A 24,605-nucleotide genomic window follows, 5' to 3' on the forward strand; every position below is an offset into this window, starting at 1 on the left:
TCAGGCCTCTCTTGACATCTTTCCCCGAGATAAATCGGTAAGTTGCTGATTAAAAAACTCCAACATTTCTATCGGCGCCATGCCGATGACATCGCTCTCCAGGCTGCGGCCGTATTGCGCCAGCGCCAGGCACTTCTGCGCCAGCATGTCGCAGCCCAGGCTGTAGTCGCTGCTGACCTGGCTGCTGACCGGTTCGGGCACGGGCGGTCCCGCGTGGCGGCCGGGCACGCCCGATGTCATGTTCATCAGGGCTGCCGACAGGGGGCGCAACAGGCCGGTCATGATGTCGATGGAGGCGTTCATCAGGCGCGAGCGGCGCAGGCTGCCCAGCGGCCGCTGCGCGAAATGGTGGGCCATCAGCAGGAAGGTCAGTTCGTAGCAGCCTTGATACAGCTGCATCAGCGCGCGCGCCGTTTGATCCGTCACCACGCTGCAGTCCGCCCGCGCTTCCAGCACCGGATTCTTCAGCGCCGGCAGCGCCGGCTCGAACGGCTTGCCGCAGGCTGAGAACTTGCCGGCGACGGTGCGCAGCCGCTGGAAGTGCGACGAGGCGAAATGCGGCGAATCGACGGCCACGCCTTCGCCCTGCTCGGTGACGAAGTCGATGGCGAACAGCGCGCTGTCGCGGTCGGACACTTCCAGCTGGTAGCCGGGATAGGCGCGGTTGGTCAGTTCTTTCAGGAACAAATGGTGTTCGCCGCCGCGCTTGCCGCCGCCGCTCTCGAACAGGCCCGGCAGCTCGGCTACGGCCTGGCGGATCGCGATATAGAAGGTGGCAATCGATTTGCCAGGCGTGGGAATGTAGTCGGGCCATTCGAAACGCACGAAACGGGCCAGTACGTGTTCGGAAAATGGCTCGAATGCAAATTCCGTGTCCAGGCCGAAACGCTGGCGCGCCTGCTGGCCCAGCACCGGGGTGCCTCTATGGAACGGTTCGCCGAGCGCCATCAGCACATTGTTGACCAATAAATAGTGAATCATTTCTTCGTGGGCGATTTCCAGCAACATGCCGCGCGTGCCGCTGTTGCGCCGCCGGTCTTCGGCGCCGCAGGCCAGTTCCAGCTCGGCCGGCAGCCAGCGGCCCGCCTGCACCAGCGCCGCCCCCTGCGCATAATTGGGAATGGAATACGCGGCATACAGGTATTGCAGCATGAGCGATAGTTCCAGGTCGATGGCCTTTTTCAGCTCGTCGATCAGTTCCGCCTTGCTGCCGATGGCGTGCGGCGTGGCCGGTGCCGGCAGCGCCGCCCTGGCCTTTGCCTCGACCTGCGTCAGGTATTTCAGGAACAGGCGCGATTTTGGCAGCGACAGTTCGCGCGTGCTGGGCATGTAGTAGCTCTTGTCGCGGTTCTGCGGATCGCACATCTGCCACATCAGGCGCGCATACGTTTCGCACTTGCACTGGTCCGCCAGGCTGAAGACCTTGTCCGACATGAAGGGATACACGAGCTCGTAGTAACTCATCACATGCCGGTAGAGGAAGGCGTAGTCGACCTGTTCTGCCGGTACGTCATCCAGATGCCAGTCGTCGGGCAGCACCCGCACGCCGAGGTATTGTTTGTGCTTGCCTGTCCCCAGCACGATGCGGGTCGCGCCCGGCTGGCGCCCCGTCAGGGTCAGCGCCGTGTAGCCGTGCCCGAGCGGCGACGGTTGCTGCTCCACGGCCAGCAGCGCGCCGTCTTCCGCCTGCGCCAGGGACGGGGGCGCCGCCAGCTCGCCGCGGAAGCGGCTTTGCACGGTGATCGTCTGCGGGAATACCTCGTGCTTGTTGCGGTTCGGCGCTTCCAGGTACAGCTGGTTGCTGTCCGATTGCGATACCCAGTCGGCCTCGTCCCACTGCGCCTGCGCGCTGCCCAGGCTGAGCGAACCTGCGGCGGAGGCATGTTGCAGCGGCAGGTCGAAGACGCCGTGATGGCGCCAGTGGTCGCGGTACAACCGCTCGGGAATGCGCGCCAGCAAGGTGCCGGAGTCATCCTGCAGCAGCAGGTCGCCGAGCGCCTGCTTGCCGCCCAGGGCATGCGTGGGATGCTGTTCCGAGACGGCGTCCGCGTCGCGCGTGGTGAAGGGGATGGCGGTCGGCATGTTGAACGAGACGCGGTCCGCATGCAGTTTCACCAGCACCGGTCCCAGGCTGGCCTGGCGCGGCTGCAGCAGGCGGCCGGCCGGATAGGTGGCCAGCTCGTCGCGCCGCCACAGGCCGATGCTGCCGGCCAGGTCGTAGAACACGGGCGAGTCCGGTTTTTGCGGCGTCGACATATTGAACAGGCAATACTGCACCGTCAGGCCCAGCACCTCGTCGTCGGCCAAAGCTTGCTGCAAGACATGCATACTGGCCGGCAACGGCAGGTCCGCATTGAACAGGAAATGCGGGTCTTGCTTGGACACGGAGAACTGGAACAGCCTGGAGCGGCCGATTTCCTCGTCCAGGAAATGCCCGCTGCGTTCCGTGATATGGCCGCTGCCGAGCCAGCGCACCGAGTGCGCCTGCGCGATGTCGGCCGTAAACAGCGTGGGTGTGTTGGGCGTGGCCAGCTTGTCGCTCAAGGTGAACTGGCCGGCGTAGATCAGCGTGGTGTCCGGCTGGGCCGGGTTGTTGTCGATCCACCTGGCGCGGTTGAAGGTCGTGCGCAGGTACTCGTTGTAGTGGCCCCACAGGCCCAGCCTGGCGCCCACCAGCGGGTCTTGCGTATCGATCTCGCCATCGCGCAGCTGGACGCCCGTGATCCTCGCGTTTTCCCACGAAAAATGATTATTCCCGCAAAAATTGTGGCCTGCCGCCTGGCTGAAGATGCCGTCCGGATCGGGCTTGCCCTTGGCGTTGAAGCGGGGGGTAAGCTGTTTCAGGTGCGCATGGAATTCAGCCGGCGGCCGGCTCAGGTCGACAGGCTCGCCCGCCATCGATACCGTGTTCGTGGCGATATCGATGTTGCCGTGCGTATTGCGATTCCCCGTCGGCACATTGGCGCGGGCAAAACCCCGAAAATGCAGACGGGGGAAGTCAAGTAGGCTCATGCGCGCTCGGTCGAGGAAGTGATGAAGGTATCGTTGGCGGCGGCGACGTCTTCCCGTTGATCTAGCCGCTGCAGCAACAGGCCGCTGGCGTGCTGGGCGCTGATCAGGCTGCCTTCCATCCAGCCGCAATGCGCGGTATAGGCATCCGAGCAAGAGATGATGCCGTCCCGGTGCAGCAGGACGGCCGGGTGCTCGGCTTCCGGTTCCACGCAAAACTCGACGCCATGCGGCCAGAACTTGTGGAAGTGCGCCTTGATCGGCGGCAGCGGCTGGCCATCGAGCGGCAGGACGTCTTCCAGGTGGCGGCGGACGCGCTCCAGGTACACGTCTTCACCGAGTTCCAGGCTGTCCCGCCAGTAGGTGGCGCTTTTGCTGTCGGTGTAGAACAGCACATACTTGTCGCTCTTGAAGTAGACCTTGCGCAGGGGATTGGCCGCCATCAGCACCTTGTCGGTCAGCCCCAGCGCTTCCCACCAGGCCGTGTCGAACGTGAGGAAGCCCTTGAACAGGGGCAGCGAGTCGTACTGGAACGGGCTCCAGGCGTTCGGGAAATCCAGGTTCAGGCGCGGCATGGCGGACGGCGGGATGGCCATCACCAGGTGGCGCGTGCGGTGCATCTGCGTGTCGCCCTGGTGGCTGAAGGCGAGCACATGGTCGGCGCCGGATTTTTCAACGGACAGCAAGCGGTGTTCCAGGCGGAATTCCACCCCGGCGGCCTGGGCCTGGTACTGCAGCTGGCACAGCAACGCGTGGTAGCCGTCGGTGGCATAGCGCCACTGGTTGGCGGCGTTTTCCGTAAAGTGCTGCGTTTCCGGGTGTTTCTTGATGATGTCGTAGGCCATGGCCGCCGACACCATCGGCAGCAGCAGGGCGTCATAGCCGGTCGCCTTGATGATGTGGGTGGCCTTGGCGGCGCCCAGGTAATGGCTGAAGAATTCGAGGAAGGAGTCGTTCGGATGCTCCTTGAGCATCGGGCTCAGGCCATGCAGCGTTGCCTTCAGCTCTTCCAGCACGCTGTCGTGGGAGATGACCTCGGTGAACGGGTAGACGGCATGCGGCAGTCCGCTGCCCTGCATCAGCTGCTGGAAATGCGGATGCAGCTGCGGCGAGTAGCGGGCGGCGCCGAGTTCGGCGATTTCCTCGCCATCTATTTTCCGCGACTGGATGCGGCCGCCGACGGTGGCATTCAGGTCGAAGACCCGGATGCGCAGCTTCCTGCTAGCGGCGGTGTCGATCAGGCGGTTGGCGCAAGTCAAGCCGCCTATGCCGGCGCCTACGATGCAAATGTCAGAATACGTGCTCATACGAAATTCCTTTTTAACGTTCATTAATCAAAAAGCTGCAAAATCGCTAGCAAAAGTTTCCCCTGCACGTGTAGGCAAGGGAGGTGGGACGCTGGGTGTTACCGCACTTGGCGAGCGTTATCGGCTGGGGAATGAAGAGCCTGGCGAGAACTGGCGTTGTTTCTGGAATGGTCGATTCTTGGCTGCAGAGTTTCTGTTTCAAATCAAAGATGGCACCGACAGTAGCCCAGGCATCGGGCAGTCAATTTGATAAATATCAATGTAGTTGTCGTTCGGTGTTGCGTCCTTGTCGACGCAGCGAGGCAGGCGGGATGGCGGCGGCAGTGCGCCGGGCAGTGGCAGGGAGGTATGGAATGCAGTGCGGTGCGGCGTATCGAGCCGCTGCGGGAGTGTCGCCGTTTGCCGATGGCGGCGGGACCAGCGGTGGGTCCTGGCGCCATCGGCGGTGGCTTGGTCTGCTTCTTGCTATTTTTATTGTTTCTGACTTTGCGGCTGGCGCGCAGTGCATGCGCCAGCCGGGCGATGCCGGATGCCGGCGTCCGTCAAAAATCCACGGCGGCCGACAGTTGCACGCTGCGGGGCGCCGATTGCGAGACGGTGCCATACGAGGCCACGCCGGCCCAGTAATGGCGGTCGAACGCGTTCATCAGCCCGCCGCGCAAGGTGGTCGCCTTGCCAGCGATGGCCGTGCGGTAGCGCAAGCCCAGGTCCACCTTGGTCCATGACGGCACCGACTGCAGATTCGTCTGGTCGACAAACTGCTTGCCGGTGTAGCTGACGGCGCCCGTGGCCGTCAGGCCGGGCCAGTACGGCACATCCCATTCGCCGCCCAGATTGGCCATGGACGTGGGCACGCCCACGGGGCGCTTGCCCATGGTGGCGGCGTTGTTGGTCTTCACCAGGCGCCCGTCGAGCAAGGTGATGCCGGCCAGCAGGCGCACGGCCTTGCTGGCGGCGCCCGACAGGTTCAGCTCCAGGCCCCGGTTGCGCTGCTCGCTGTCCATGCTGTAGACCTTGCCATACAGCTGGCCGCTGGGTTTAGTCACCTGGAACACGGCCAGGGTCGCCAGCACCACGCCGAAATCGGCCTTCGTGCCCACTTCGTACTGCTTGCTCTTGTAGGGCGCGAAGACCTGGCCCGCGTTGTCGGCGATGTTCGGCGCAATATCGCCCTTGCTCAAGCCCTCGATATAGTTCGCGTACAGCGACACGTGGCGCAATGGCTTGACGACGATGCCGGCCAGCGGCGTCAGGGCGCCCTGCTTGTAGTGCGTGGTCAGCGCGCCCGTCGTCGCATGGTAGTTTTTCGCTTCGACCAGCTGGCGGCGCACGCCCAGGGTCAGCTGCACGCGCTGGTCCAGCATGTCCAGGGTGTCGGCCACGGCCAGGCTGGATAGGGTGGAGGCGGACAGCTTCGGCGCGCGGGCCGGGGCGGCGATGCCGGGGTCGGCCACGGCGACAGGGTGGTAGATATTCGAGGTGATGAGCTTGCCGGAATTGCTCACGCTGCCAAATTCGTCCTGGTAGACATTGCCCATCACGACCAGCGCGTGCTCGACGCCGCCCGTGCGAAAGCGCGCGCGCACGCCCGTGTCCGCGCTGGCGCGCCGCACGCGGAATTTCCAGTTCATGGGCGTGACCGTCATGTCGCCCGCCGCGCTGGTGATGGTCGGCGTCTGGTCCGAATAGCGCGACACGTCGGAGCGCGTGCCGCCCACGTCGGCAAACACGGTGACGTTGTCGTTCAAGTCGTATTCGACCTTGCCCAGGGTGGCAAGGTCGTTGGACTTCCACCAGCCCCAGGATTGGGCGATGTTGCGGCGGCCATCGGGCGCTGTCGGCACGGGCAGGCGGGCGGCCACGAGGAAGGGGCGCGTGGGCGCGTCGATCCACTGGTATTGCTCGATCACGTCGAGCGAGGCGCGCAGGCGCTGGCCCTGGTAATCGAGGGCGACGGCCGCCACTTCCGCGCGCGACGTCTGGTGGTCGAGCGGCGTGTGGCCCTGGCGGTGCAAGCCATTGAAGCGGATGCCGAAACGCCGTTCCTCGCCGAAGCGGCGGCTGACGTCGATGGCCGCGCCAGCCTGCGAACCCGCGCCGTAATCGACGGTCAGGCGCGTCAGGTCGCGCGGCAAGGAACGTTTCGGCACGGCATTGACGACGCCGCCCACGCCGCCGTTCGGCGACATGCCGTACAGCAAGGCGGCCGGCCCCTTGAGCACTTCCACGCTCTGCAGATACTCCGTAAACAAATGGTAGTTGGGCGAGACGCCATACACGCCGTCGAACGCCACTTCGCTCAGATTGCCCTCGTTGAGGGGAAAGCCGCGGATGAAGAAGGAATCCGTGACGCCGCCGATCTGGCCCGTGAAGCGCGTGGACGGGTCGCCGCCCAGCACCTCGGCCAGGGTCAGCGCCTGCTGGTCCAGCATGCGCTGGCTGGTGTAGCTGTTGACGCTGAACGGCGTATCGAGCAAGTCTTTTTCGCCCAGCATGCCGGCGCGCGCGCTCTTGGCGATCTGTCCGCCGGCGTCCGCTTCGGCTTGTCCGTTGACCAGCACGGTGGCGAGCGGGGCGGATGCATCGGCCGTCGCCTGGGCGATCGCCTGCGGCGTCACGTTGGCGACGAGCAGGCCGGCGAGGATCAATCGGGTGGTGAGGTGGGGGTGGGCGAGTCGGGAATATGGAATGGGCATCAGGGGCAAGCGTATAAAGTTGATAGGGAGGAATTGCACACAAGATATTATAAATGAGAATCATTACGATTTATAATGATTAATATATTCATTGCCGCCACGGCCGCATACATGCCGCGCGCATGCCTGGAGGGCATTTCAGCGCGGAAAATGACCATCCTGGGCCTTCAGATCCGGATATTTGCTGTCTTATATAAGATTCGTCGCCATCTGATACACAAACAGCGGCAGGACAGTCTAAAATACGTGGTGGGCAAGCACGGCGTCACCGCCGGCACACTAGCCGTCCAAAGCAAGGCTAACCGTCCTGTGTTTGGAATGAAGAAAGTTAACCACCAGGCATCACCGCATACAAGGGAATGAACATGGCAACACAAAAATCCAAAATCATCTACACGCTGACTGACGAGGCGCCGCTGCTCGCGACGTATTCCCTGCTGCCAATTATCAAAAAATTCACCGCGCCGGCTGGCGTGGACGTGGTCGCCAGCGATATTTCGGTGGCGGCCCGTGTACTGGCTGAATTTCCCGAATTCCTGACGGACGCGCAAAAAGTCCCGAACACCCTGGCTGAACTGGGCAAATTGACCCAGAATCCGGACACCAACATCATCAAACTGCCGAACATCAGCGCCTCGCAAGGTCAGCTGATCGCCTGCGTGCGCGAATTGCAAGGCCGTGGCTACAAGCTGCCGGATTACCCGGAAGATGCGAAGACGGACGAAGAAAAAGCCCTGAAAGCCCGTTACGGCAAGTGCATCGGCAGCTCGGTCAACCCGGTCTTGCGCGAAGGCAATTCCGACCGCCGCGCACCGAAGGCCGTCAAAGAGTACGCACGCAAGCACCCGCATTCGATGGGTGAGTGGAGCCAGTCGTCGCAAACGCACGTGTCGCACATGCACCATGGCGACTTCTACCACGGCGAAAAATCGCTGACGCTGGAAAAGGCGCGCGACGTCAAGATGGAACTGGTCACGGCCTCGGGCAAGACCATCGTGCTGAAACCGAAGGTTTCCCTGCAAGCGGGCGAAATCATCGACAGCATGTTCATGAGCAAGAAAGCGCTGCTGGAGTTCTACGAGAAGGAAATCGACGACGCCTTCAAGACGGGCGTGATGTTCTCGCTGCACGTCAAGGCGACCATGATGAAGGTTTCGCACCCTATCGTTTTCGGCCACTGCGTGCGCATCTTCTACAAGGACGCGTTCGCCAAGCACGCCGCGCTGTTCGACAAGCTGGGCGTGAATGTCAACAATGGCATGAGCAACCTGTACGACAAGATCGAAACCCTGCCAGCGTCGCAAAAAGATGAAGTGCTGAAAGATCTGCACGCTTGCCACGCCAACCGTCCGGAACTGGCCATGGTCGATTCGGCCAAGGGCATCACCAACTTCCATTCGCCGAACGACATCATCGTCGACGCGTCGATGCCAGCCATGATCCGTATCGGCGGCAAGATGTGGGGCGCCGATGGCCGTCCGAAGGACGTCAAGGCCGTCATGCCGGAATCGACCTTCGCGCGCATCTACCAGGAAATGATCGGCTTCTGCAAATGGCATGGCAACTTCGATCCGAAGACCATGGGCACCGTGCCGAACGTGGGCCTGATGGCGCAGCAAGCGGAAGAATACGGTTCGCACGACAAGACGTTTGAAGTGCCGGAAGGCGGCATCGCCAACATCACCGACCTGGAAACGGGCGAAGTGCTGCTGACGCAAACGGTGGAAGAGGGCGATATCTGGCGCATGTGCCAGGTCAAGGACGCGCCGATCCGCGACTGGGTCAAGCTGGCCGTCACGCGCGCGCGCAATTCGGGCATGCCTGCCGTGTTCTGGCTCGATTCCTACCGTCCGCACGAGAACGAAGTCATCAAGAAGGTACAGGTTTACCTGAAGGAGCACGACACCAAGGGCCTGGACATCCAGATCATGTCGCAAACGCGCGCCATGCGTTACACCCTGGAACGCGCCTTCCGCGGCCTGGACACCATCTCGGTGACCGGCAACATCCTGCGCGATTACCTGACCGACCTGTTCCCGATCCTGGAACTGGGCACGTCCGCCAAGATGCTGTCGATCGTGCCGCTGATGGCCGGTGGCGGCATGTATGAAACGGGCGCCGGCGGTTCGGCACCGAAGCACGTCAAGCAACTGGTGGAAGAAAACCATCTGCGCTGGGATTCGCTGGGCGAGTTCCTGGCCCTGGCCGTGTCGCTGGAAGACATGGGCATCAAGACGGGCAATGCGAAGGCCAAAATCCTCGCGAAAACCCTGGACGAAGCCACCGGCAAGCTGCTGGACAACAACAAGTCGCCATCGCCACGTACCGGCGAGCTGGACAACCGCGGCAGCCATTTCTACCTGGCCATGTACTGGGCGCAAGCCCTGGCTGCGCAGAAGGACGATGCGGAACTGGCAGCGCATTTTGCGCCGGTGGCCAAGGCCCTGGCCGACAACGAAGAAAAGATCGTTGCCGAGCTGAAAGCAGTACAAGGCAAGGAAACGGATATCGGCGGCTACTACCTGCCAGATCCGGCGAAGACGGAAGCCGTCATGCGTCCTAGCGCCAGCCTGAATGCGGTGCTGGACAGCATCTGATGCAGTCTTGACAGGCAGTAAGTTCTTGACTGCTGCCTGATAAAAAAACGCCGCCGGAAGCGATTCCGGCGGCGTTTTTCATTTCCGTGCAGGTTTTTTACTTGTAATGCTTGTAGACCTCGGTGCTGCCATTGTTCTTGACCAGCAAGACGTCATACGCATCCTTGCGCGGTCCTTCCATGCCTGGCGAGCCCATCGGCATTGCCGGCACGGCCAGGCCTTTCGCCTTGGGTTTGTCGCGCAGCAACTGCTTGATCTCGCTGGCCGGTACATGGCCTTCGATGGCGTAGCCGTTGACGAGGCCCGTGTGGCAGGAGCCGAGCGCGTCGGGAATGCCGGCCAGCTTGCGGTATTGCGCCGGCATCTCGACATTTTTCGCGCGGACCGTAAAGCCGTTCGCTTCCAGGTGCTTGATCCAGTCGGCACAGCAGCCGCACGAGGCGCTCTTGTAGACTTCGATGACGGGCAGGGCCGCCATGGCGAACGCGGGCAGGCCCAGCATGGCGGCGAAGGCGCCGCGCAATAAGAAATGTTTGATCATGTGTTGCTTTCAGACGGAATAGGGCTATTGTGGCCACCTTGGTGGCTTGCTTGGGATCTAGGCGGAAAGCGGCCGCGGCGGCCGGCGCGGGCCGTCGGGAATGAATCCCGTCAGCAAGGTGGCCGCGGCGATGGTGACTTGTTGCGCGCCGCTGCAGGCGGCGGCAGGCAGGGCCAGGCCAGGCGGCATCAGCGCGCCCAGGCAAAAGCTGGCGCAGGCGCCGCACGCGGGGTGCTTGGCAGGAGTCTTGTCGTCTTCCGGCGTGCCGGCGTCGTGCGGGATGGCCAAGGATGGCGCAGCGTGATGCTGGCAAGCCGCTGTCATCGCGACGGCAGGCTCGTCAGCGAGCGGCGCGCATAGCCGCGTGGCGCCCGCAGCGGCCGCTTGCAGCGGCACCGCCGCGATCAGCAGCAGGATCAGCCATGTTTTGAAGAGTCTTAGCATCGCCGGAAAGTATAGCATAGGGGCAACTGCCGCCGGGCGCGGGCGTCCGCTAGCGCGAGGCGGCGGCCAGCATTTTCGACGCGTACATGGCCCGGTCCGCATGGCGCAGCAGCAGTTGCATGGTATCGCCGTCTTCCGGATAGTGGGCCACGCCGATACTGACGGCGATCTGCAAATGCTGTCCGTTGCCCAGGTGCAGCGGCGCAGCCAGGGCCGCGTGGATCTTTTGCTCGATCAGGCTGACGTCGGCCGGCGCGGCATTGCTTTCCAAAAGCACGACGAATTCATCGCCGCCCATCCTGGCCAGGGTGTCGGTTTCGCGCATGCAATCGCGCAGGCGGCTCGCCACCGTTTGCAGCAGCAGGTCGCCACAGGCATGGCCGTGGTCGTCGTTGACCCGCTTGAAGTTGTCGAGGTCGAGGAACAGCAGCGACAGCCGGCCTTCCTGGCGGTGCGCGCGCGCGAAGGCCGTGTGCAGGCGGTCGTGGAACAGGCGGCGGTTCGGCAGGCGGGTCAGTTCGTCGTGCATGGCCATGAATTGCATCTGCGTCTGCAACTGCCGGCGCTCGATGGCGGTGGCAAGTTGCTTGGCGACAAATTGCAGCAAATCCTGGTCTTGCTCCGTGCCGATAACGGCATCCTGGCCGCCTTGCAGGGCCAGCGCGCCGATGCTGCCCAGGGAAGAATACAGCGGCACGGCCAGCCAGCACGAGGACAGGGCGCAGGCTGCCGTTTGCAGCGCGGCCGGCAGGCCGGCCAGTTGTCCCGCCTGCAGCAGCAGGGGGCGGCCGCTGCGCAGGACTTCGTCGCACAGCAGGCTGGCCAGCGACGACGTGGGCTGCGGCGCGCTGTCGTCGGCATGCGAGGTCATGGGAGGCTGGGCGCCGTGTTCGTCATGCAGCAGCAAGGTCAGGCTGCGCGTGGGCAAGTGTTCGCCGATGATGTGCTGGATGCGGTGCAGCAAGGCGGACAAGTCTTGCGTCGCCTGCATGGCTTCGGAGATGGCGTACAGCGCGGCCTGTTTTGCCTGCGCCTGTTTCAGCAGGGTGACGTCGCGCGCCACGGCCACGCGCAGCTGGTCGGCGGCGGACCAGCGTGCGGACCACATGATGTGCGCCAGGCTGCCATCCTTGCGCAGGTAGCGGTTCTCGAAGTGCGTCTGGGCATGGCCATCCATGATGGCACGCGCGGCCGCCAGCGTGCGCGCGCGGTCGGCCGGGGCGACCATGTCGAGCATGAGCTTGCCGACCATTTCCTGCTGCGTATAGCCGAAGATGCGTTCGCAGGCGGCGCTGACGAAAACAAAGCGCCCCTCCACGTCGACCATGCACACGGCATCGAGCAACAAGTCGGTAAAGCTGGCCAGCGGCGCGCGCAGAATCTTGTGTTCCATGGTGGCATTTTAATGGACATTCCCGGCGGTGATTCAACTTGTTGGGGGTAGGCGAGGTCTGCGGCATGAAAATGTTTCATTTCCCCGACGCTCATGCTTTTCCGTTTCTTGCCGTTAATGCAGTATTGCCATGCAGTACTTGCCATCACGCCAGATAACGTGACGCAAGGTTTGCCTGGCGCCAGGTAATTGCAAAATACTTAACCATATCGAACTTTTATGATGCATCTTCTCTCCATTTGCAAGGTGACAGCGCCATGACCTCCATTTCTCCACTGTCCAGCTGGAACAGCGCCCCGTCGCGGGCTGCCGCCGCCACGTCGAACCGCGCGGAGGCGGCAGCGCCGTCGCCCGTATCGACGCCATCGTCCATCGTTGCTCTCAGCCCGGAAAGCGTGAACGACGGCAAGCCGGCGGCGTTCGTCAAACCGCCGATGGTGTGGGAAAGCGCGACGCGCGACAAGGTGAGCGAGGCGATGACGAAGAGTTTTTCTTCGTATGCGTTTGGCGGCCGCTTCAGCGGCCTGGGCGCGGCCATGCTGGGACAGGCCAAGCTGGGAAACTACAATTTCTCGCAGGCGATGCGGCAGCCGCCGCCGAGCACCACGCCGAACATCTATGCGGCGTCCGGCATCGCGCCCGGCAGCCTGCATGGCAATGGCGAAGACCGGGTTTCCCTCAGCATCACGACGAAGAGCGGCGTGGAAGTCAAGCTGTCGCTCGACAGCCAGGGCGACGGCCTGGCCGTGAACATGACGACCAGCGGCGACCTCAGCGACGCTGAAGCGAGCGCCCTGGGCGAGCTGGCGAAAGGTTTTCAGGAAGCCATCGACGGCATGGGACAAAGCATGCCGAAAATCAAGCTGGAAGGCTTGATGCAGTTCGATCAGCAAGTGCTCGAGTCGGTGAAGCTACATGCGGAAGTCAAGGTGCGCGGCGAAACGGAAAGTACCCAAACCCTGGATTTCCAGGCCGATGGCGCGCAGCGCAAGGTCAGCTTCAGCGGCGAGGCCGGCAGCCTGGACCTGAAGGTCGATGCCAGCGCGCTCAATACCCTGGGTAGCCCCGAGCGGCAAGCCAAGGCGCTGGGCAGTTATATGAAGCAATTCGACCAGGCGGCGTCGCGCGGCCATGGCGACGCGGGCCTGATGGCCATGCTCAAGGATAGCTTCACTGCCTTGCACAGCAATACCGCCGCGCCGCAAGTGGCCACGGACAATCCCGCGACGGGCAAGTGGCGCCTGGCGGCCGAGGACAAGTCCATCCTGACGGGGCTGGCCGATTTCAGCGCTTCCGTGTCGCAGACCGTGAAATTCAGCAATCCCATGCGCAGCGCGGAAAAGGATGGCTTCAACTATGAAGTGTCGCAAAAGACGGAGCAGGCCGGCGCCAGCCAGGACGAGCGCTCGATCAGGCAGCAGCAGCAATCGAAGCTCAGCGCCAGCTACCACCAGACGCTGGTCCCCGGCGTGCCGCTGCGCCTGCTGGACAATACGGAGTCGCAGAACTATACCTACCACCAGATCGAGGATGCGGCCAGCAGTGAGGCGCAAGTGGCTTATAAGGATGGTAAGATGGTGAAGGCGAGCTTGCGGCAGGAGGGCAGTCAGTCCGAACACGTCATGAAGTATTTCCTGGGCAAGCTGCAATCGGACAAGACCACGCCGGGCAATTTCTCCGTGCTGCGCGACTTGCTGCCCGTGCTGGGGCCGTACAAGTCAGGCGAGAAGGAGATGACGCCCGAAGCGCGCCTGGAACAGCGCAAGCAGGCGTTGCTGACCTTGAGCGACGACGTGCTGCTGCAGTCGTATGCGGGCCAGACCATCAGCCTGTGGCAAGCCGATGTGCCGCCCGAGGAGGCGGTCCGTTAATTGCCCCTTGCCTCATATTAAAAAAAAGCCCGTCTTCCTGCGAAGACGGGCTTTTTGTTTGATGCGGCGCAAACAGCTTACGCTTTGGCCTTGCTTTGCTTGATCCAGTAACCGACGCCCAGCGCGGCGAGCCACACGGGGATCAGGTAGACGGAGATGCGCAGGCCCGGCGTCAGGTACATGATCACCAGGATGCCGGCCAGGAACGCCAGGCACAGGTAGTTGGTGAACGGGTAGCCCAGGCTCTGGAACAGGGTCGTCTTGCCTTCGATTTTTTTCTGCGCGCGGAAGCGCAGGTGGATCCAGCTGATCATGGCCCAGTTGATGATCAGCGCCGACACCACGAGTCCCATTAGCACTTCGAACGCTTCGCCCGGCATGAAGTAATTGACCACCACGCAGGCGCCCGTCGCCAGGGCCGACACGCCCAGGGCGACCAGCGGCACGCCGCGGCGGTTCAGGTGCAGCAGCGCGCGCGGCGCATTGCCTTGCTTGGCCAGGCCGAACAGCATGCGTGTGTTGCAGTACACGCCGCTGTTGTAGACGGACAGGGCGGCCGTCAGCACCACCACGTTCAGGGCCGTGGCCACCAGGTTGCTGTCGAGCGCATGGAAGATCAGCACGAAGGGGCTGCCGCCGGTGACGACGTTTTGCCACGGGTACAGCGACAGCAGGATGCCCAGCGCGCCGATGTAAAAGATCAGGATGCGGTAGATGGCCTGGTTGGTGGCGCGCGGGATCGTCGTGCTCGGGTCATCCGCCTCGGCCGCCGTGATGCCGACCAGTTCCAGGCCGCCGAACGAGAACATGATGACGGCCATGGCCATCACCAGTCCCTGCCAGCCATTCGGGAAGAAGCCGCCGTGCTGCCACAAGTTGGCCACCGACGCCTGCGGGCCCGCGTCGCCGGAGGCCAGCAGGTACGCGCCGAAGACGATCATGCCGATGATGGCGACCACCTTGATGAGGGCGAACCAGAATTCCATCTCGCCGAATGCTTTGACATTCAACAAGCTGATGGCGTTAATCACGCAAAAGAAGACGAGCGCCGACACCCAGGTGGGCACGCCCGGCCACCAGTACTGCACGTAGATGCCGACGGCCGTCAGTTCGGCCATGCTGACGAGCACATACAGCACCCAGTAATTCCAGCCCGACAAAAAGCCGGGCAGGTGGCCGCAGTATTTGTCGGCAAAATAGCTGAAGGAGCCGGCGACGGGTTCGTCGACCACCATCTCGCCCAGCTGGCGCATGATCAGGAAGGCGATGACGCCGGCGATGCCATAACCCAGCAGCACTGAAGGGCCGGCCATCTTGATGGTTTGCGCGATGCCCAGAAACAGGCCGGTGCCGATGGCGCCGCCCAGGGCGATGAGCTGGATGTGGCGGCTTTTCAGGCCGCGCTTGAGCTCTTGTGGTTCGGTAATCCCGACTGCCGTCATATGTTTTATCCTGTTTTTACGGGGCTGAGGTCGCTGATTCTAAAGCATGAATGGGCAAATCAGGAGCGAAATGCATGTTGCACTGCGGAGGCGCAAGAAAAGCCCCGCATCTTCGCCGAACGGCGCGCAAAACGGCGGCCCAGGCGTCCGCTTTTACGCGCCGGCCGCGACGATGGCCGGTTCGTACGCGGCCAGGAACTCGGGCGGCAGGCGGCGCGCGCGGCCGCTGCTCAATTCGATGCAGATCAAGTCCCAGCGTCCGCGCACGACGGTGGCGCCGTCGCTGTCGCGGACCAGCTGGAAGCGCCGCTCCATGCTGGAACGGCCATCGCTGGCGCACAGCCAGGTGGCCAGGGTCAGCGCTTCGCCGGCCCGCGTCGGCAGCAAATAGTCGTATTCGCCGCGGCGTATCGCCATGGCCCGGTCCAGGCGCCGGTAATCGTCCAGGTCCAGCCCCAGGGTGGCCGAATGGTGCCAGGCGATATGCTCGCACCAGCGCACGTAGACGGCGTTATTCGTGTGCTGCAAGCCGTCGATGTCGCCCGGTTCGGGCGTGACGGGCAGGGTATGGGCGTGCGGATAATCCCAGTTCAAGAGCATTCCTTTCGATACGGTGGCCGCTGATTGTACGGTCTCGCGGCGCTTCCTGTCTGCGGCGCACGCGTGGAAAAACACTGTTTTTCACATTGATGTATGATGCATCATAATTCATCAGCGATCAAAGACACGCATGAACCATTCATTGGACACTCTGCTGCACGTCAATCTGGGCAAGTCCGTGTACGCCATGCTGCGCGAAGCGCTGGCGGCCGGGCGCTTCCAGCCGAATGACCGGCTGCGCATCCGCGAACTGGCGCAGCAGCTGGGCACCAGCGTCACGCCCGTGCGCGACGCCATGCTGCAACTGGTGCAGGAAGAGGCGCTGGTGCTGCGCTCGCCGCGCGACTTCCGCGTGCCCGTGCTGAGCGTGGCGCGCTACCTGGAAATCCGCGCGCTGCGCCTGGAACTGGAAGGACTGGGCGCGGCGGAGGCGGCGCAGCGCATCGACGCCGCGACCCTGGCCGACCTGGAACGCCTGCTGCAGGCGAATGAAGAGGCCATCGCACGGCACGACCTGGCCGCAGCGCTGCAATGCAACCAGGCGTTTCACCTGGGCCTGGCGCAGGCGGCCGGCATGCCGACCCTGAAGCGTTTCGTCGACCACTTGTGGATGCAGACGGCGCCCCTGATCGCCGCCGGCTATGTCAGCTTTTCGCCCGACATGCGGGTGGGCCACCACCACGCCATCATCAGCGCGCTGCGCCAGCGCGACAGCGGGGCCGCGCGGCGCGCCATCGAGCAGGACATCCTCGACGGCGGCACGCAGATGCTGGCCTACGTGATGCGCCAGGAGCGCATCCACGCCGGCGCAACCGAAGAAGACAAGGAAGAACATGACGCACATCAAGCACAAGATTGAACAGAACATGGAACAGAAAACCGCCATCGTCACGGGCGCCAGCCGCGGCATCGGCCATGCCGTGGCCGAGCGCTTCCGCAGCCTGGGCTGGAGGGTCATCACCGTCTCGCGCAGCCCGATTCCCGGCGGCTGCCCGCGCAGCCAGGAGCACAACACGCATGTGTGCATGGATTTGTCGGACCTGAGCCAGATCGGGCAGATGGTCGAGACGCTGCGCCCCATGCTGGGCGACGCCAAATTGCACGCGCTGGTCAACAATGCGGGCGTGTCGCCGAAGGGGCCGGGCGGCTCGCGCGTCAATTCGCTCACGACGGACATGCAGACGTGGCAGGAAATGTACAACACGAATTTCTTTGCGCCGCTGGCGCTGACGCGCGGCTTTGCGCAGGAATTGTCGAACGCGCGCGGCTCCGTGGTGAATCTGTGCTCGATCGCCGGCTACCGCGTGCATCCGTTTGCCGGTTCGGCCTACGCCAGTTCGAAGGCGGCGCTGGCGTCGCTGACGCGCGAAATGGCCAACGACATGGCGCCGCTGAACGTGCGCGTGAACGCCATCGCGCCGGGCGAGATCGACACGGCCATCCTGTCGCCCGGCACTTCGCACATCGTCGACACGCAGATTCCCCTGCGCCGCCTGGGCACGACGGCCGAAGTGGCGGACCTGGTGGAGTTCCTGTGCAGCGAGCGCGCCTCGTACATCACGGGCGCGGAAATCCCCATCGACGGCGGGCAGCGTATTTAATTGAAAAGGAAGATCGCATGACACAACATATCGGCATCGTCGGCTGCTCGGCCGAAGGCGCGGCCCTGTGCTACCGCACGATCTGCGAAGAGGGCGCGCATGCGCTGGGGCCATATGAACACCCGGAAGTATCGATGCACACGCCGTCGCTGGCGCGTTACGTGGATTGCCTGAACAGGGGCGACTTGGCAGGCGTGGCCGAACTGATGCTGGCGTCGGCGCGCAAGCTGGCCGCCGCCGGGGCCGATTTCCTGATCTGCCCCGACAACACCATCCACCAGGCATTCGAGCTGATGGCGTCCCGTTCGCCGCTGCCATGGCTGCATATCGCGGACGTCGTGGCCGCCGAAGCGGCGGCGCGCGGTGTCCAACGGGTGGGCCTGACGGGTACGCGCTGGCTGGTCGACAGCGCCGTCTATCCGGACAGGCTGGCCGCGCGCGGCATCGCTTGCGTGCGGCCCGGCGAGGACGAACGCAGCGAGATCAACCGCATCATCATGGAAGAGCTGGTGCCGGGCGTGGTCAAGGGGGACAGCGTGGCGCGCTTCCAGGCCATCATTGCCGGCTTGCGGGAGCAGGGCTGCGACGCCGTCATCCTCGGCTGCACGGAGATCCCGCTGATCATCAGCGACGCCAATTCGCCGCTGCCGACGCTCGATTCCACGCGCTTGCTGGCGCGCGCCGCCTTGCGCCGGGCGCTGGAAACCTAGCGTTCCAGCTGCGCCTGCAGCGCGGCCACCACCAGCGCGTGGTCGTCCGCCTGCGCCAGGCCGGAAACGGTCACCGTGCCGACCAGTCCCACGCCGCGTATCAGCAGGGGGAAAGCGCCGCCATGGCCCGCGTACTCGATGTCATCGAGGTATTTCACGTCTTCGAAGGTGCTGCCGCGGCTCTTGTACGAGATGCCCATGTAATAGGAACTGCGGCAAAAGCGCTGCACCGTGTTGTTCTTGCGGCGTATCCAGTCCGCCTGGTCCGCCGTGGCGCCCGTCATGGCGTGGTGGAACAGGATCTGACCGTTGCGCGTGATGTTGACGGTGACGGCCTTGCCCCGCTTGCGCACTTCCTCGACGATCCACAGGCCTACGGCCAGCGCGGCGTCGTTGTCGAAGCGTTCGAATTGCAGGGATTCTTCCTGTTGCGCCAGGGTTTGCAGCAAATCGGCGTAATGATCCATCGTGGAGGAGGGCGGTAGTGGCTGGAAGCGCTACTGTAGCGCACCATGGGCCGGCCGCGCGCGCTTTTTCCGTGGCGCGGCTAAAATAACCGGCATGAACCTGTCCCTGTTTGCCGATGAAGACCAGATCCCGGCCGGCCCGGCACCGCTCGTGCCAGGCTCGCGCGCGTCGGTCCTGCTGCGCGGTTTTGCGCTGCCGTATCTGCACGAGATGCTGCCGGCGCTGGACGCCGTCGTGCTGGCGGCGCCCCTGCGCCACATGGCCACGCCGGGCGGCTTGCGCATGTCGGTTGCCATGAGCAATTGTGGCCCCCTGGGCTGGGTCACGGATGGGCGCGGCTACCGCTACGCGCGGCACGATCCGGCCAGCGGCCTTCCCTGGCCGCCCATGCCGCCCGTGTTCCTGCGCCTGGCGCGGCAGGCGGCGCTGGCGGCCGGCTATCCGGACTTCACGCCCGACGCCTGCCTCGTCAACCGTTATGCCCCCGGCGCGCGCATGGCCCTGCACCAGGACCGCGACGAATGCGATTTCACCGCGCCCATCGTTTCCGTCTCGCTGGGGCTGCCCGCTACTTTCCTGTTCGGCGGCGCGGAGCGGGCCGACAAGGCGGCGCGCATCGGCTTGCTGCATGGCGACGTGGTGGTGTGGGGCGGCGCCGACCGCCTGCGCTTCCACGGCGTGGCGCCGCTGAAGGAAGGCGAACACGCGCTGCTGGGCGCGCAGCGCATCAATTTGACGTTTCGCAAGGCCAGCTGATCCGTCAATACACCCATTAATGCAAGGCACTTGCAAATGCGGCCGTTTTTCTCCATGATATGCAACTTGTTTGCATATGGAGTGTTCAGCATGAAGCGCGATCCGATTTCCTCGCCCCTGCCCGACGTGGCGGCCGGCCCACATCTGGGCAATCCCTTGCCGCTCGAGTGGGTCGGCATGCAGGGCATCGCCTTGCCCCTGTGGCTGGAAGAGGGCGGGCAGGCGCAGCAAGTGCATGCCTGGGCCGACGTGCAGGTCGACTTGCCCGACCCGCAGGTGAAGGGCATCCACATGTCGCGCCTGTATCTGCTGCTCGACGCGTTCGCCGCCGCGCAGCCGCTCGATGCGGGCGCGCTGGCCGCCGTGCTGCGGCGCATGGTGGACAGCCACGCCGATTGCGGCAGCACGCAGGCGCGCCTGGCGCTGGCGTTCCCCCTGCTGCGGCGCCAGTCGGCGCTGCTGACGGCGGGATTGTCCGGCTGGAAATCGTATCCCGTGCGCCTGCAGGCCAGTGTTTCGCCGCAGGGCTTTGCCCTATCCTTGACGGTGGAGGTCGGCTACTCGTCGACCTGCCCGTGCTCGGCGGCGCTGGCGCGGCAATTGCTCGCCGACGCCTTCGCGGCGCAGTTCGGCGCGGGCCCCATCGATGGCGCGGCTGCGCATGAATGGCTGCGGGAACATGCGAGCCTGGCCACGCCGCACAGCCAGCGCAGCACGGCGACGGTCACCGTGCCCTTGACGGAACAGGCGGAACTGGACCTGTTTCCCCTGATCGACGTGGTGGAAGCGGCGCTGGCGACACCGCTGCAGACGGCCGTGAAACGGGCCGACGAGCAGGCGTTCGCGCGCCTCAATGGTGCTAACCTGATGTATGTGGAGGATGCGGCCCGCCGCGTGCAGGCGGCGCTGGCGCCATTGGTGTCACCGTATGCGCAGGCGCGTGTTACCGTACGGCATATGGAAAGCCTGCATCCGCACGATGCCGTGGCGCAGGCGGGCAAGCTTGCCGGAGATTGGTAGTCAACCACCGTGGAGGAGGGCAACATGCCGGAGAAAACCGAGCGGGACGTCAACGATGACAGCCTGGAAGAGGAACTGGAGCGCGAACGGCGCGAACATGCGCTGATCGACGAGGAAAAGCTGGGCATGGACGAGCTGGAAGAGGAGCACCTGAAGCGGGAACGCCAGCCCGGCGGGCCGGCGGGGCGCTAGCGTCAGGCGCGGGAGTCAAGGCGGCGCGATCATCGCTGGCATCGCGCGGCGCTGCCCGGTACAATTTCGCTTTGTCCTGCTCCCCCAACCCCGGAGGCCCATGAAATATCGCGCATTTTTTCCGTTCATCCTCGGCCTGACAGGCGCCGTCCTGGTGGCCTCGCAAGCCCAGGCCGCCACCATCTGCACCGCCATGGCGGACGCCAAAACGGGCACCGTCTTGCTGCAAGAGGGTAATTGCCTCGACCGCGTCACCCCCGCCTCCACGTTCAAGATCGCGCTCAGCCTGATGGGCTATGACGCCGGTTTCCTCAAGGACGAGCACAAGCCGACCCTGCCGTACCGCCAGGGCTATGTGGACTGGGGCGGCGAAGCGTGGCGCCAGGAAACGGATCCGTCGCGCTGGATGCAGTATTCCGTCGTCTGGTATTCGCAGCAGATCACGCAGGCGCTGGGCGCCGAGCGCTTCCAGAAATATGCGAAGGCTTTGCGCTACGGCAATGCGGACGTGTCGGGCGATCCGGGCAAGGACAATAGCCTGGAGCGCTCGTGGATCAGTTCTTCGCTGAAGATCTCGCCGCTGGAACAGCTGGGCTTTTTGCGCAAGCTGGTCAACGATCAGTTGCCCGTCACCAAACAGGCGATGGAGCAGACGCGCCGCCTGACCCGCCTGGCGGACGTGGGCGGCTGGCAAGTGCATGGCAAGACGGGCGCGGCCTTCCCGCGCAAGGCCGACGGCAGCTTTGACGAAGCGCATGGCTACGGCTGGTTCGTGGGCTGGGCCAGCAAGGGCGAGCGCAGCATCGTGTTTGCGCGCCTGGTGCAGGACGAACAGAAGGGCCAGCAATCCGCCGGCTTGCGCACGCGCGACGCCATGCTGAAGGAATTGCCGGCCTTGCTGGAGCAGGCACAGAAGTGACGGCCAGCATCGTCGCCGCCACCTTCATCGCTTCCGACGGCGAGTACCTGGAAGCCGTCATCGAGGTGGAGGGCCAGCGCCTGCACGTGATGGACGAGTTCGGCGGCGGGCAACTGGCCGCCGGCACGCAAGTCCGGCTCGAACTGTGGCCCATGACCAGCGAGCTGGACGACTGGGACGCCATCTTCGGCGCCAACCCCGGCTGCGTAAAGGGCGTGCGCCGGCTCGATGGCTGGCGCTACCTGGCGCTGGGCGTCGTGACCCAGGTCGATCCCGTCATCTGCGATTGCGGCTTGCTGCAGCTGGAAAACCCGTTTACGACGCATGATGCGCGCTGCGTGGGCGCGTACGTGGGCGTTACGCTGGCGCGCCTGGATGCTTGCCTGGCGTAAAATCCGGCCCGCTTTGTTGCCCGCCCTATATACTTGCTGAAACGGATCATCCGGCATCAGACAAGGTTACAAGCATGGCATCAGGCATGGAGCAGTTTCAGGAAAAAGCACGGCAGGCATGGACATGGACGCGCGCGCAAGCCGTGCGCGTGGCGGGAGTGGCGTGGACAAAGGCGGTGGCGCTGTACCGGCGCGGCCACGCGCACCTGATGACCTTGCCGCCCGTGCGGCGCGCGCTGGTGCTGGGGCTATGGTCGTTCCTGGCCGTGCTGGCGCTGGTGATCCTGTACATGCTGCTGCTGATCCCCCTGACGCCGAGCATCCACGACTTGCGCCAGGCGCGCGCGGCCGCGCCGAGCACCATGGTCAGCGCGGACGGCGAGGAACTGGCCCGCTTCGACCAGGGCTTGCAGGAGCGGGTCACGTTAAAACAGATTTCGCCGAACGTGATCAGCGCGCTGATTTCGACGGAAGACCACCGTTTCTATGACCACCACGGCATCGATTTCACGCGCACGGCGGGCGCCGTCCTGCATACGGCGGGAGGCAACCCCCAGGGCGGCTCTACCATCACGCAGCAGTTGGCGCGCAATATGTTCCCTGAGGAAATCGGCCGCTCGCGCAACCTGAACCGCAAGCTGAAGGAACTCATCACGGCCCTCAAAATCGAGGCCACCTACAGCAAGACGGAAATCCTGGAAGCCTACCTGAACACGGTACCCTTCCTGTACAACACCTACGGCATCGAAATGGCGGCGCGCACCTATTTCGACAAGCCCGCGTCGCGCCTCGACATCCTGGAAAGCGCCACCCTGGTCGGCATGCTCAAGGGCACGAATTACTACAATCCCGTCGGTAATCCCGAACGATCCTTGCAGCGGCGCAATGTGGTGCTGGGGCAAATGCGCAAACATGACGTCATCGACGAGGCGCGCTACAGGCAGTTGATCAAGCGTCCCCTGCGCCTGCATTTCGAGCGCCAGAGCGAGCGGGCGCAATCGGACAGCCATTTCACGGCGTATGTGCGCAAGTGGCTGATCGACTGGGCCGACGAGAACGACTACAACCTGGAGCGCGACGGCTTGATCGTGCACACCACGCTGGACCAGGATTTGCAGCAGGCGGCCGAGCGCGCCGTCGAGCGCCAGGCGAATGCCTTGCAGGCGATCGCCGACGTGGAATGGAGCCGCGCGGGCGTGCCGTCATCCACGTCGACAGGCATGTATGCGGGCATGCAGGGCGGCAGCGTGCCATTCGATTATTTCTGGAAATCGCATCCGGCCCTGCTCGACGCCTTCGTGCGCGAGTCGGGCGACTACCGCAAGCTGACGGCGGCCGGCGCCACGCCGGACGACGCGCTGGCGCAACTGAAGGGCGACCGCGCCTTCATGGCGGCCTTGCGCAAGTCGAAGACGCGCCTGGAAGCGGGCTTCGCGGCCATGGACCCGGCCACGGGCGCCGTGCGCGCCTGGGTGGGCAGCCGCGACTTTGCGCGCGAACAGTTCGACCACGTGTCGCAGGCGGCGCGCCAGCCCGGCTCCACCTTCAAGCCCATCGTGTATGGCGCGGCGCTGGAAAAGGGCCTGAGCCCCGAGCACGTCTACCGCGATGCCGTGATGGATATCAAGGCGTCCGACGGCACGATATGGCGCCCGACGGACATGAGCGGCACGACGGGGCGCGACATGACCATGCGCGACGGCCTCGTGTACTCGAAAAACACCATCACGGCGCAAGTGATGCAGGACGTCGGCTTGCCGCCGATCATCAAGCTGGCGCGCGCGCTGGGCATCCGCGACAGCAAGCTGGAAAAAGTGCCGTCGCTGGCGCTGGGCACCAGTCCCGTCACTTTATTGGAAATGGTCAACGCCTACGCCAGCATCGCGGCCCAGGGCGAGGCGCGCCTGCCGTTCGTCGTCACGCACATCACGGACCGCGAAGGCAAGGTCATCGCCCGCTTTGGCGAAGATAAGCCGCAGCGCGCGATGAAGGCGGAATCGGCGGCCACCCTGACGGACATGATGCGCGGCGTCATCGACCGCGGCACGGGCACGGCCATCCGCAGCCGCTTCGGCATCCGCTCCGACGTGGCGGGCAAGAGCGGCACGACGCAAAACAATGCGGACGGCTGGTTCATCCTGATGCATCCGGAACTGGTGGGCGGCGCCTGGGTCGGTTTCAATGACGCCAGGGTCACCATGCGCAGCAATTACTGGGGCCAGGGCGGTCACAATGCCGTGCTGGTGGTGGGCGACTTCTTCAAGACGGCGCTCGACACGGGAAAACTGTCGCGCGACGCGATCTTCCCTGGCGGCAAGCCTCCACCTCCGCTGCGCCACGTGGAGCCGGTCGACGAGCCCGCGGACGAACCGGTGGAAGAGCCGGGCGATTTGCTGCAGGAAGGCGCACCGGCCGCGCCGCTGGCCATGCCGGCCGAAGGCGAGGGCGGACAGGAGTCGCATGGCAAGGCGGTGCCGGAGGCGGCTCCCGCACCTGCGCCGCTTCCGTTGCCATCGGATTGAGATGACACTTCTATATGGCGTCGTTATTGCGGCCTTCGGGTTTCATATCGTGCCATCCTCGTTGCTGTTCGTCACGCGGTGCACTTGAAGGCAGAAACTTGGCCATAGCATGTCGCTAACTGTGC

The 24,605-nt window shown here is 64.1% G+C and carries 22 protein-coding genes; 13 read left to right on the forward strand and 9 right to left on the reverse strand.

Annotated elements, in window-relative coordinates; translation table 11 throughout:
• Positions 1–3,012, reverse strand: a complete 3,012-nt coding sequence (vioB, locus tag NCG91_RS02660; RefSeq protein ID WP_251348457.1) for an iminophenyl-pyruvate dimer synthase VioB — start codon at positions 3,010–3,012, stop codon at positions 1–3.
• On the reverse strand, positions 3,009–4,316 hold the full coding sequence (gene vioA / locus NCG91_RS02665; protein ID WP_099667720.1) for a flavin-dependent violacein biosynthesis tryptophan-2 monooxygenase VioA: 1,308 nt from the start codon (positions 4,314–4,316) through the stop codon (positions 3,009–3,011). Before vioA ends, vioB begins: the two co-directional genes overlap by 4 nt.
• Between vioA and NCG91_RS02670 the strand changes: the two genes are divergently transcribed.
• Positions 4,291–4,566 carry a hypothetical protein gene (locus NCG91_RS02670; protein WP_150130958.1) on the forward strand — a complete coding sequence of 92 codons (276 nt, stop codon included), beginning with the start codon at positions 4,291–4,293 and terminating at the stop codon, positions 4,564–4,566. The genes vioA and NCG91_RS02670 overlap by 26 nt on opposite strands.
• Positions 4,567–4,858: 292 nt before the next feature.
• Here the strand turns inward: NCG91_RS02670 and NCG91_RS02675 are convergent, their stop codons facing one another.
• A complete protein-coding gene (locus NCG91_RS02675) occupies positions 4,859–7,012 on the reverse strand; it encodes a TonB-dependent receptor (protein WP_251348458.1) in 2,154 nt (717 codons plus the stop codon).
• A gap of 75 nt (positions 7,013–7,087) precedes the next feature.
• Between NCG91_RS02675 and NCG91_RS02680 the strand changes: the two genes are divergently transcribed.
• Positions 7,088–7,375 (forward strand): hypothetical protein, encoded by a 288-nt coding sequence (locus NCG91_RS02680; RefSeq protein WP_251348459.1) that lies wholly within the window; start codon positions 7,088–7,090, stop codon positions 7,373–7,375.
• A gap of 2 nt (positions 7,376–7,377) precedes the next feature.
• Complete coding sequence (locus tag NCG91_RS02685) at positions 7,378–9,609, forward strand: NADP-dependent isocitrate dehydrogenase (protein ID WP_251348460.1); 2,232 nt, start codon at positions 7,378–7,380, stop codon at positions 9,607–9,609.
• Positions 9,610–9,706: 97 nt separating this feature from the next.
• On the opposite strand, the gene NCG91_RS02690 is transcribed toward NCG91_RS02685, so the two are convergent.
• Genes NCG91_RS02690 through NCG91_RS02700 form a run of 3 tightly spaced genes read right to left on the reverse strand, consistent with a single transcriptional unit; the run spans position 9,707 to position 11,987 of the window.
• The gene (locus tag NCG91_RS02690) at positions 9,707–10,150 is read right to left on the reverse strand and encodes a DUF411 domain-containing protein (RefSeq protein ID WP_251348461.1); all 444 of its coding nucleotides are present in this window, start codon (positions 10,148–10,150) and stop codon (positions 9,707–9,709) included.
• Positions 10,151–10,207: 57 nt separating this feature from the next.
• Positions 10,208–10,594, reverse strand: coding sequence for a hypothetical protein (locus NCG91_RS02695; protein WP_251348462.1), 387 nt, complete (start codon positions 10,592–10,594; stop codon positions 10,208–10,210).
• A 49-nt stretch (positions 10,595–10,643) separates the two neighbouring features.
• Complete coding sequence (locus NCG91_RS02700; protein WP_251348463.1) at positions 10,644–11,987, reverse strand: sensor domain-containing protein; 1,344 nt, start codon at positions 11,985–11,987, stop codon at positions 10,644–10,646.
• Positions 11,988–12,244: 257 nt separating this feature from the next.
• Here NCG91_RS02700 and NCG91_RS02705 point away from each other — a divergent pair, with 257 nt between their 5' ends.
• Positions 12,245–13,858, forward strand: a complete 1,614-nt coding sequence (locus tag NCG91_RS02705; RefSeq protein WP_251348464.1) for a hypothetical protein — start codon at positions 12,245–12,247, stop codon at positions 13,856–13,858.
• A 77-nt stretch (positions 13,859–13,935) separates the two neighbouring features.
• Here NCG91_RS02705 and NCG91_RS02710 read toward each other — a convergent pair whose 3' ends face one another.
• Positions 13,936–15,300, reverse strand: coding sequence for an amino acid permease (locus NCG91_RS02710; RefSeq protein WP_251348465.1), 1,365 nt, complete (start codon positions 15,298–15,300; stop codon positions 13,936–13,938).
• Between the two features lie 153 nt (positions 15,301–15,453).
• The gene (locus tag NCG91_RS02715; protein ID WP_251348466.1) at positions 15,454–15,894 is read right to left on the reverse strand and encodes an acyl-CoA thioesterase; all 441 of its coding nucleotides are present in this window, start codon (positions 15,892–15,894) and stop codon (positions 15,454–15,456) included.
• A 136-nt stretch (positions 15,895–16,030) separates the two neighbouring features.
• Here NCG91_RS02715 and NCG91_RS02720 point away from each other — a divergent pair, with 136 nt between their 5' ends.
• The 3 genes from NCG91_RS02720 to NCG91_RS02730 are packed head-to-tail and all read left to right on the forward strand — an operon-like array spanning position 16,031 to position 18,211.
• Positions 16,031–16,759, forward strand: a complete 729-nt coding sequence (locus tag NCG91_RS02720) for a GntR family transcriptional regulator (protein ID WP_251348467.1) — start codon at positions 16,031–16,033, stop codon at positions 16,757–16,759.
• Positions 16,734–17,501 (forward strand): SDR family NAD(P)-dependent oxidoreductase, encoded by a 768-nt coding sequence (locus NCG91_RS02725; protein ID WP_251348468.1) that lies wholly within the window; start codon positions 16,734–16,736, stop codon positions 17,499–17,501. The genes NCG91_RS02720 and NCG91_RS02725 overlap by 26 nt, the downstream gene beginning before the upstream one ends.
• A gap of 17 nt (positions 17,502–17,518) precedes the next feature.
• On the forward strand, positions 17,519–18,211 hold the full coding sequence (locus tag NCG91_RS02730) for an aspartate/glutamate racemase family protein (RefSeq protein ID WP_251348469.1): 693 nt from the start codon (positions 17,519–17,521) through the stop codon (positions 18,209–18,211).
• On the opposite strand, the gene NCG91_RS02735 is transcribed toward NCG91_RS02730, so the two are convergent.
• Complete coding sequence (locus NCG91_RS02735) at positions 18,208–18,678, reverse strand: heme-degrading domain-containing protein (protein WP_034786432.1); 471 nt, start codon at positions 18,676–18,678, stop codon at positions 18,208–18,210. The genes NCG91_RS02730 and NCG91_RS02735 overlap by 4 nt on opposite strands.
• A 94-nt stretch (positions 18,679–18,772) precedes the next feature.
• Here NCG91_RS02735 and alkB point away from each other — a divergent pair, with 94 nt between their 5' ends.
• The 6 genes from alkB to NCG91_RS02765 all read left to right on the forward strand — a co-directional run bounded on the left by alkB (position 18,773) and on the right by NCG91_RS02765 (position 24,480).
• A complete protein-coding gene (alkB, locus tag NCG91_RS02740) occupies positions 18,773–19,435 on the forward strand; it encodes a DNA oxidative demethylase AlkB (RefSeq protein ID WP_251348470.1) in 663 nt (220 codons plus the stop codon).
• A 90-nt stretch (positions 19,436–19,525) separates the two neighbouring features.
• Positions 19,526–20,455 (forward strand): GTP cyclohydrolase FolE2, encoded by a 930-nt coding sequence (gene folE2 / locus NCG91_RS02745; RefSeq protein ID WP_251348471.1) that lies wholly within the window; start codon positions 19,526–19,528, stop codon positions 20,453–20,455.
• Positions 20,456–20,479: 24 nt separating this feature from the next.
• Positions 20,480–20,647: a hypothetical protein gene (locus NCG91_RS02750; RefSeq protein WP_251348472.1), complete on the forward strand. Its 168-nt coding sequence runs from the start codon at positions 20,480–20,482 to the stop codon at positions 20,645–20,647.
• 100 nt (positions 20,648–20,747) lie between these two features.
• Positions 20,748–21,566 (forward strand): class D beta-lactamase, encoded by an 819-nt coding sequence (gene blaOXA / locus NCG91_RS02755; protein ID WP_251348473.1) that lies wholly within the window; start codon positions 20,748–20,750, stop codon positions 21,564–21,566.
• Positions 21,563–21,958 carry a hypothetical protein gene (locus tag NCG91_RS02760; RefSeq protein WP_077405239.1) on the forward strand — a complete coding sequence of 132 codons (396 nt, stop codon included), beginning with the start codon at positions 21,563–21,565 and terminating at the stop codon, positions 21,956–21,958. Before blaOXA ends, NCG91_RS02760 begins: the two co-directional genes overlap by 4 nt.
• A gap of 86 nt (positions 21,959–22,044) precedes the next feature.
• Complete coding sequence (locus tag NCG91_RS02765) at positions 22,045–24,480, forward strand: penicillin-binding protein 1A (protein WP_251348474.1); 2,436 nt, start codon at positions 22,045–22,047, stop codon at positions 24,478–24,480.
• The last annotated feature ends 125 nt before the right edge of the window (positions 24,481–24,605 follow it).

Origin of the sequence: Janthinobacterium kumbetense (genome assembly GCF_023703445.1) — a bacterium.
GTDB classification, from domain to species: domain Bacteria; phylum Pseudomonadota; class Gammaproteobacteria; order Burkholderiales; family Burkholderiaceae_D; genus Janthinobacterium; species Janthinobacterium kumbetense.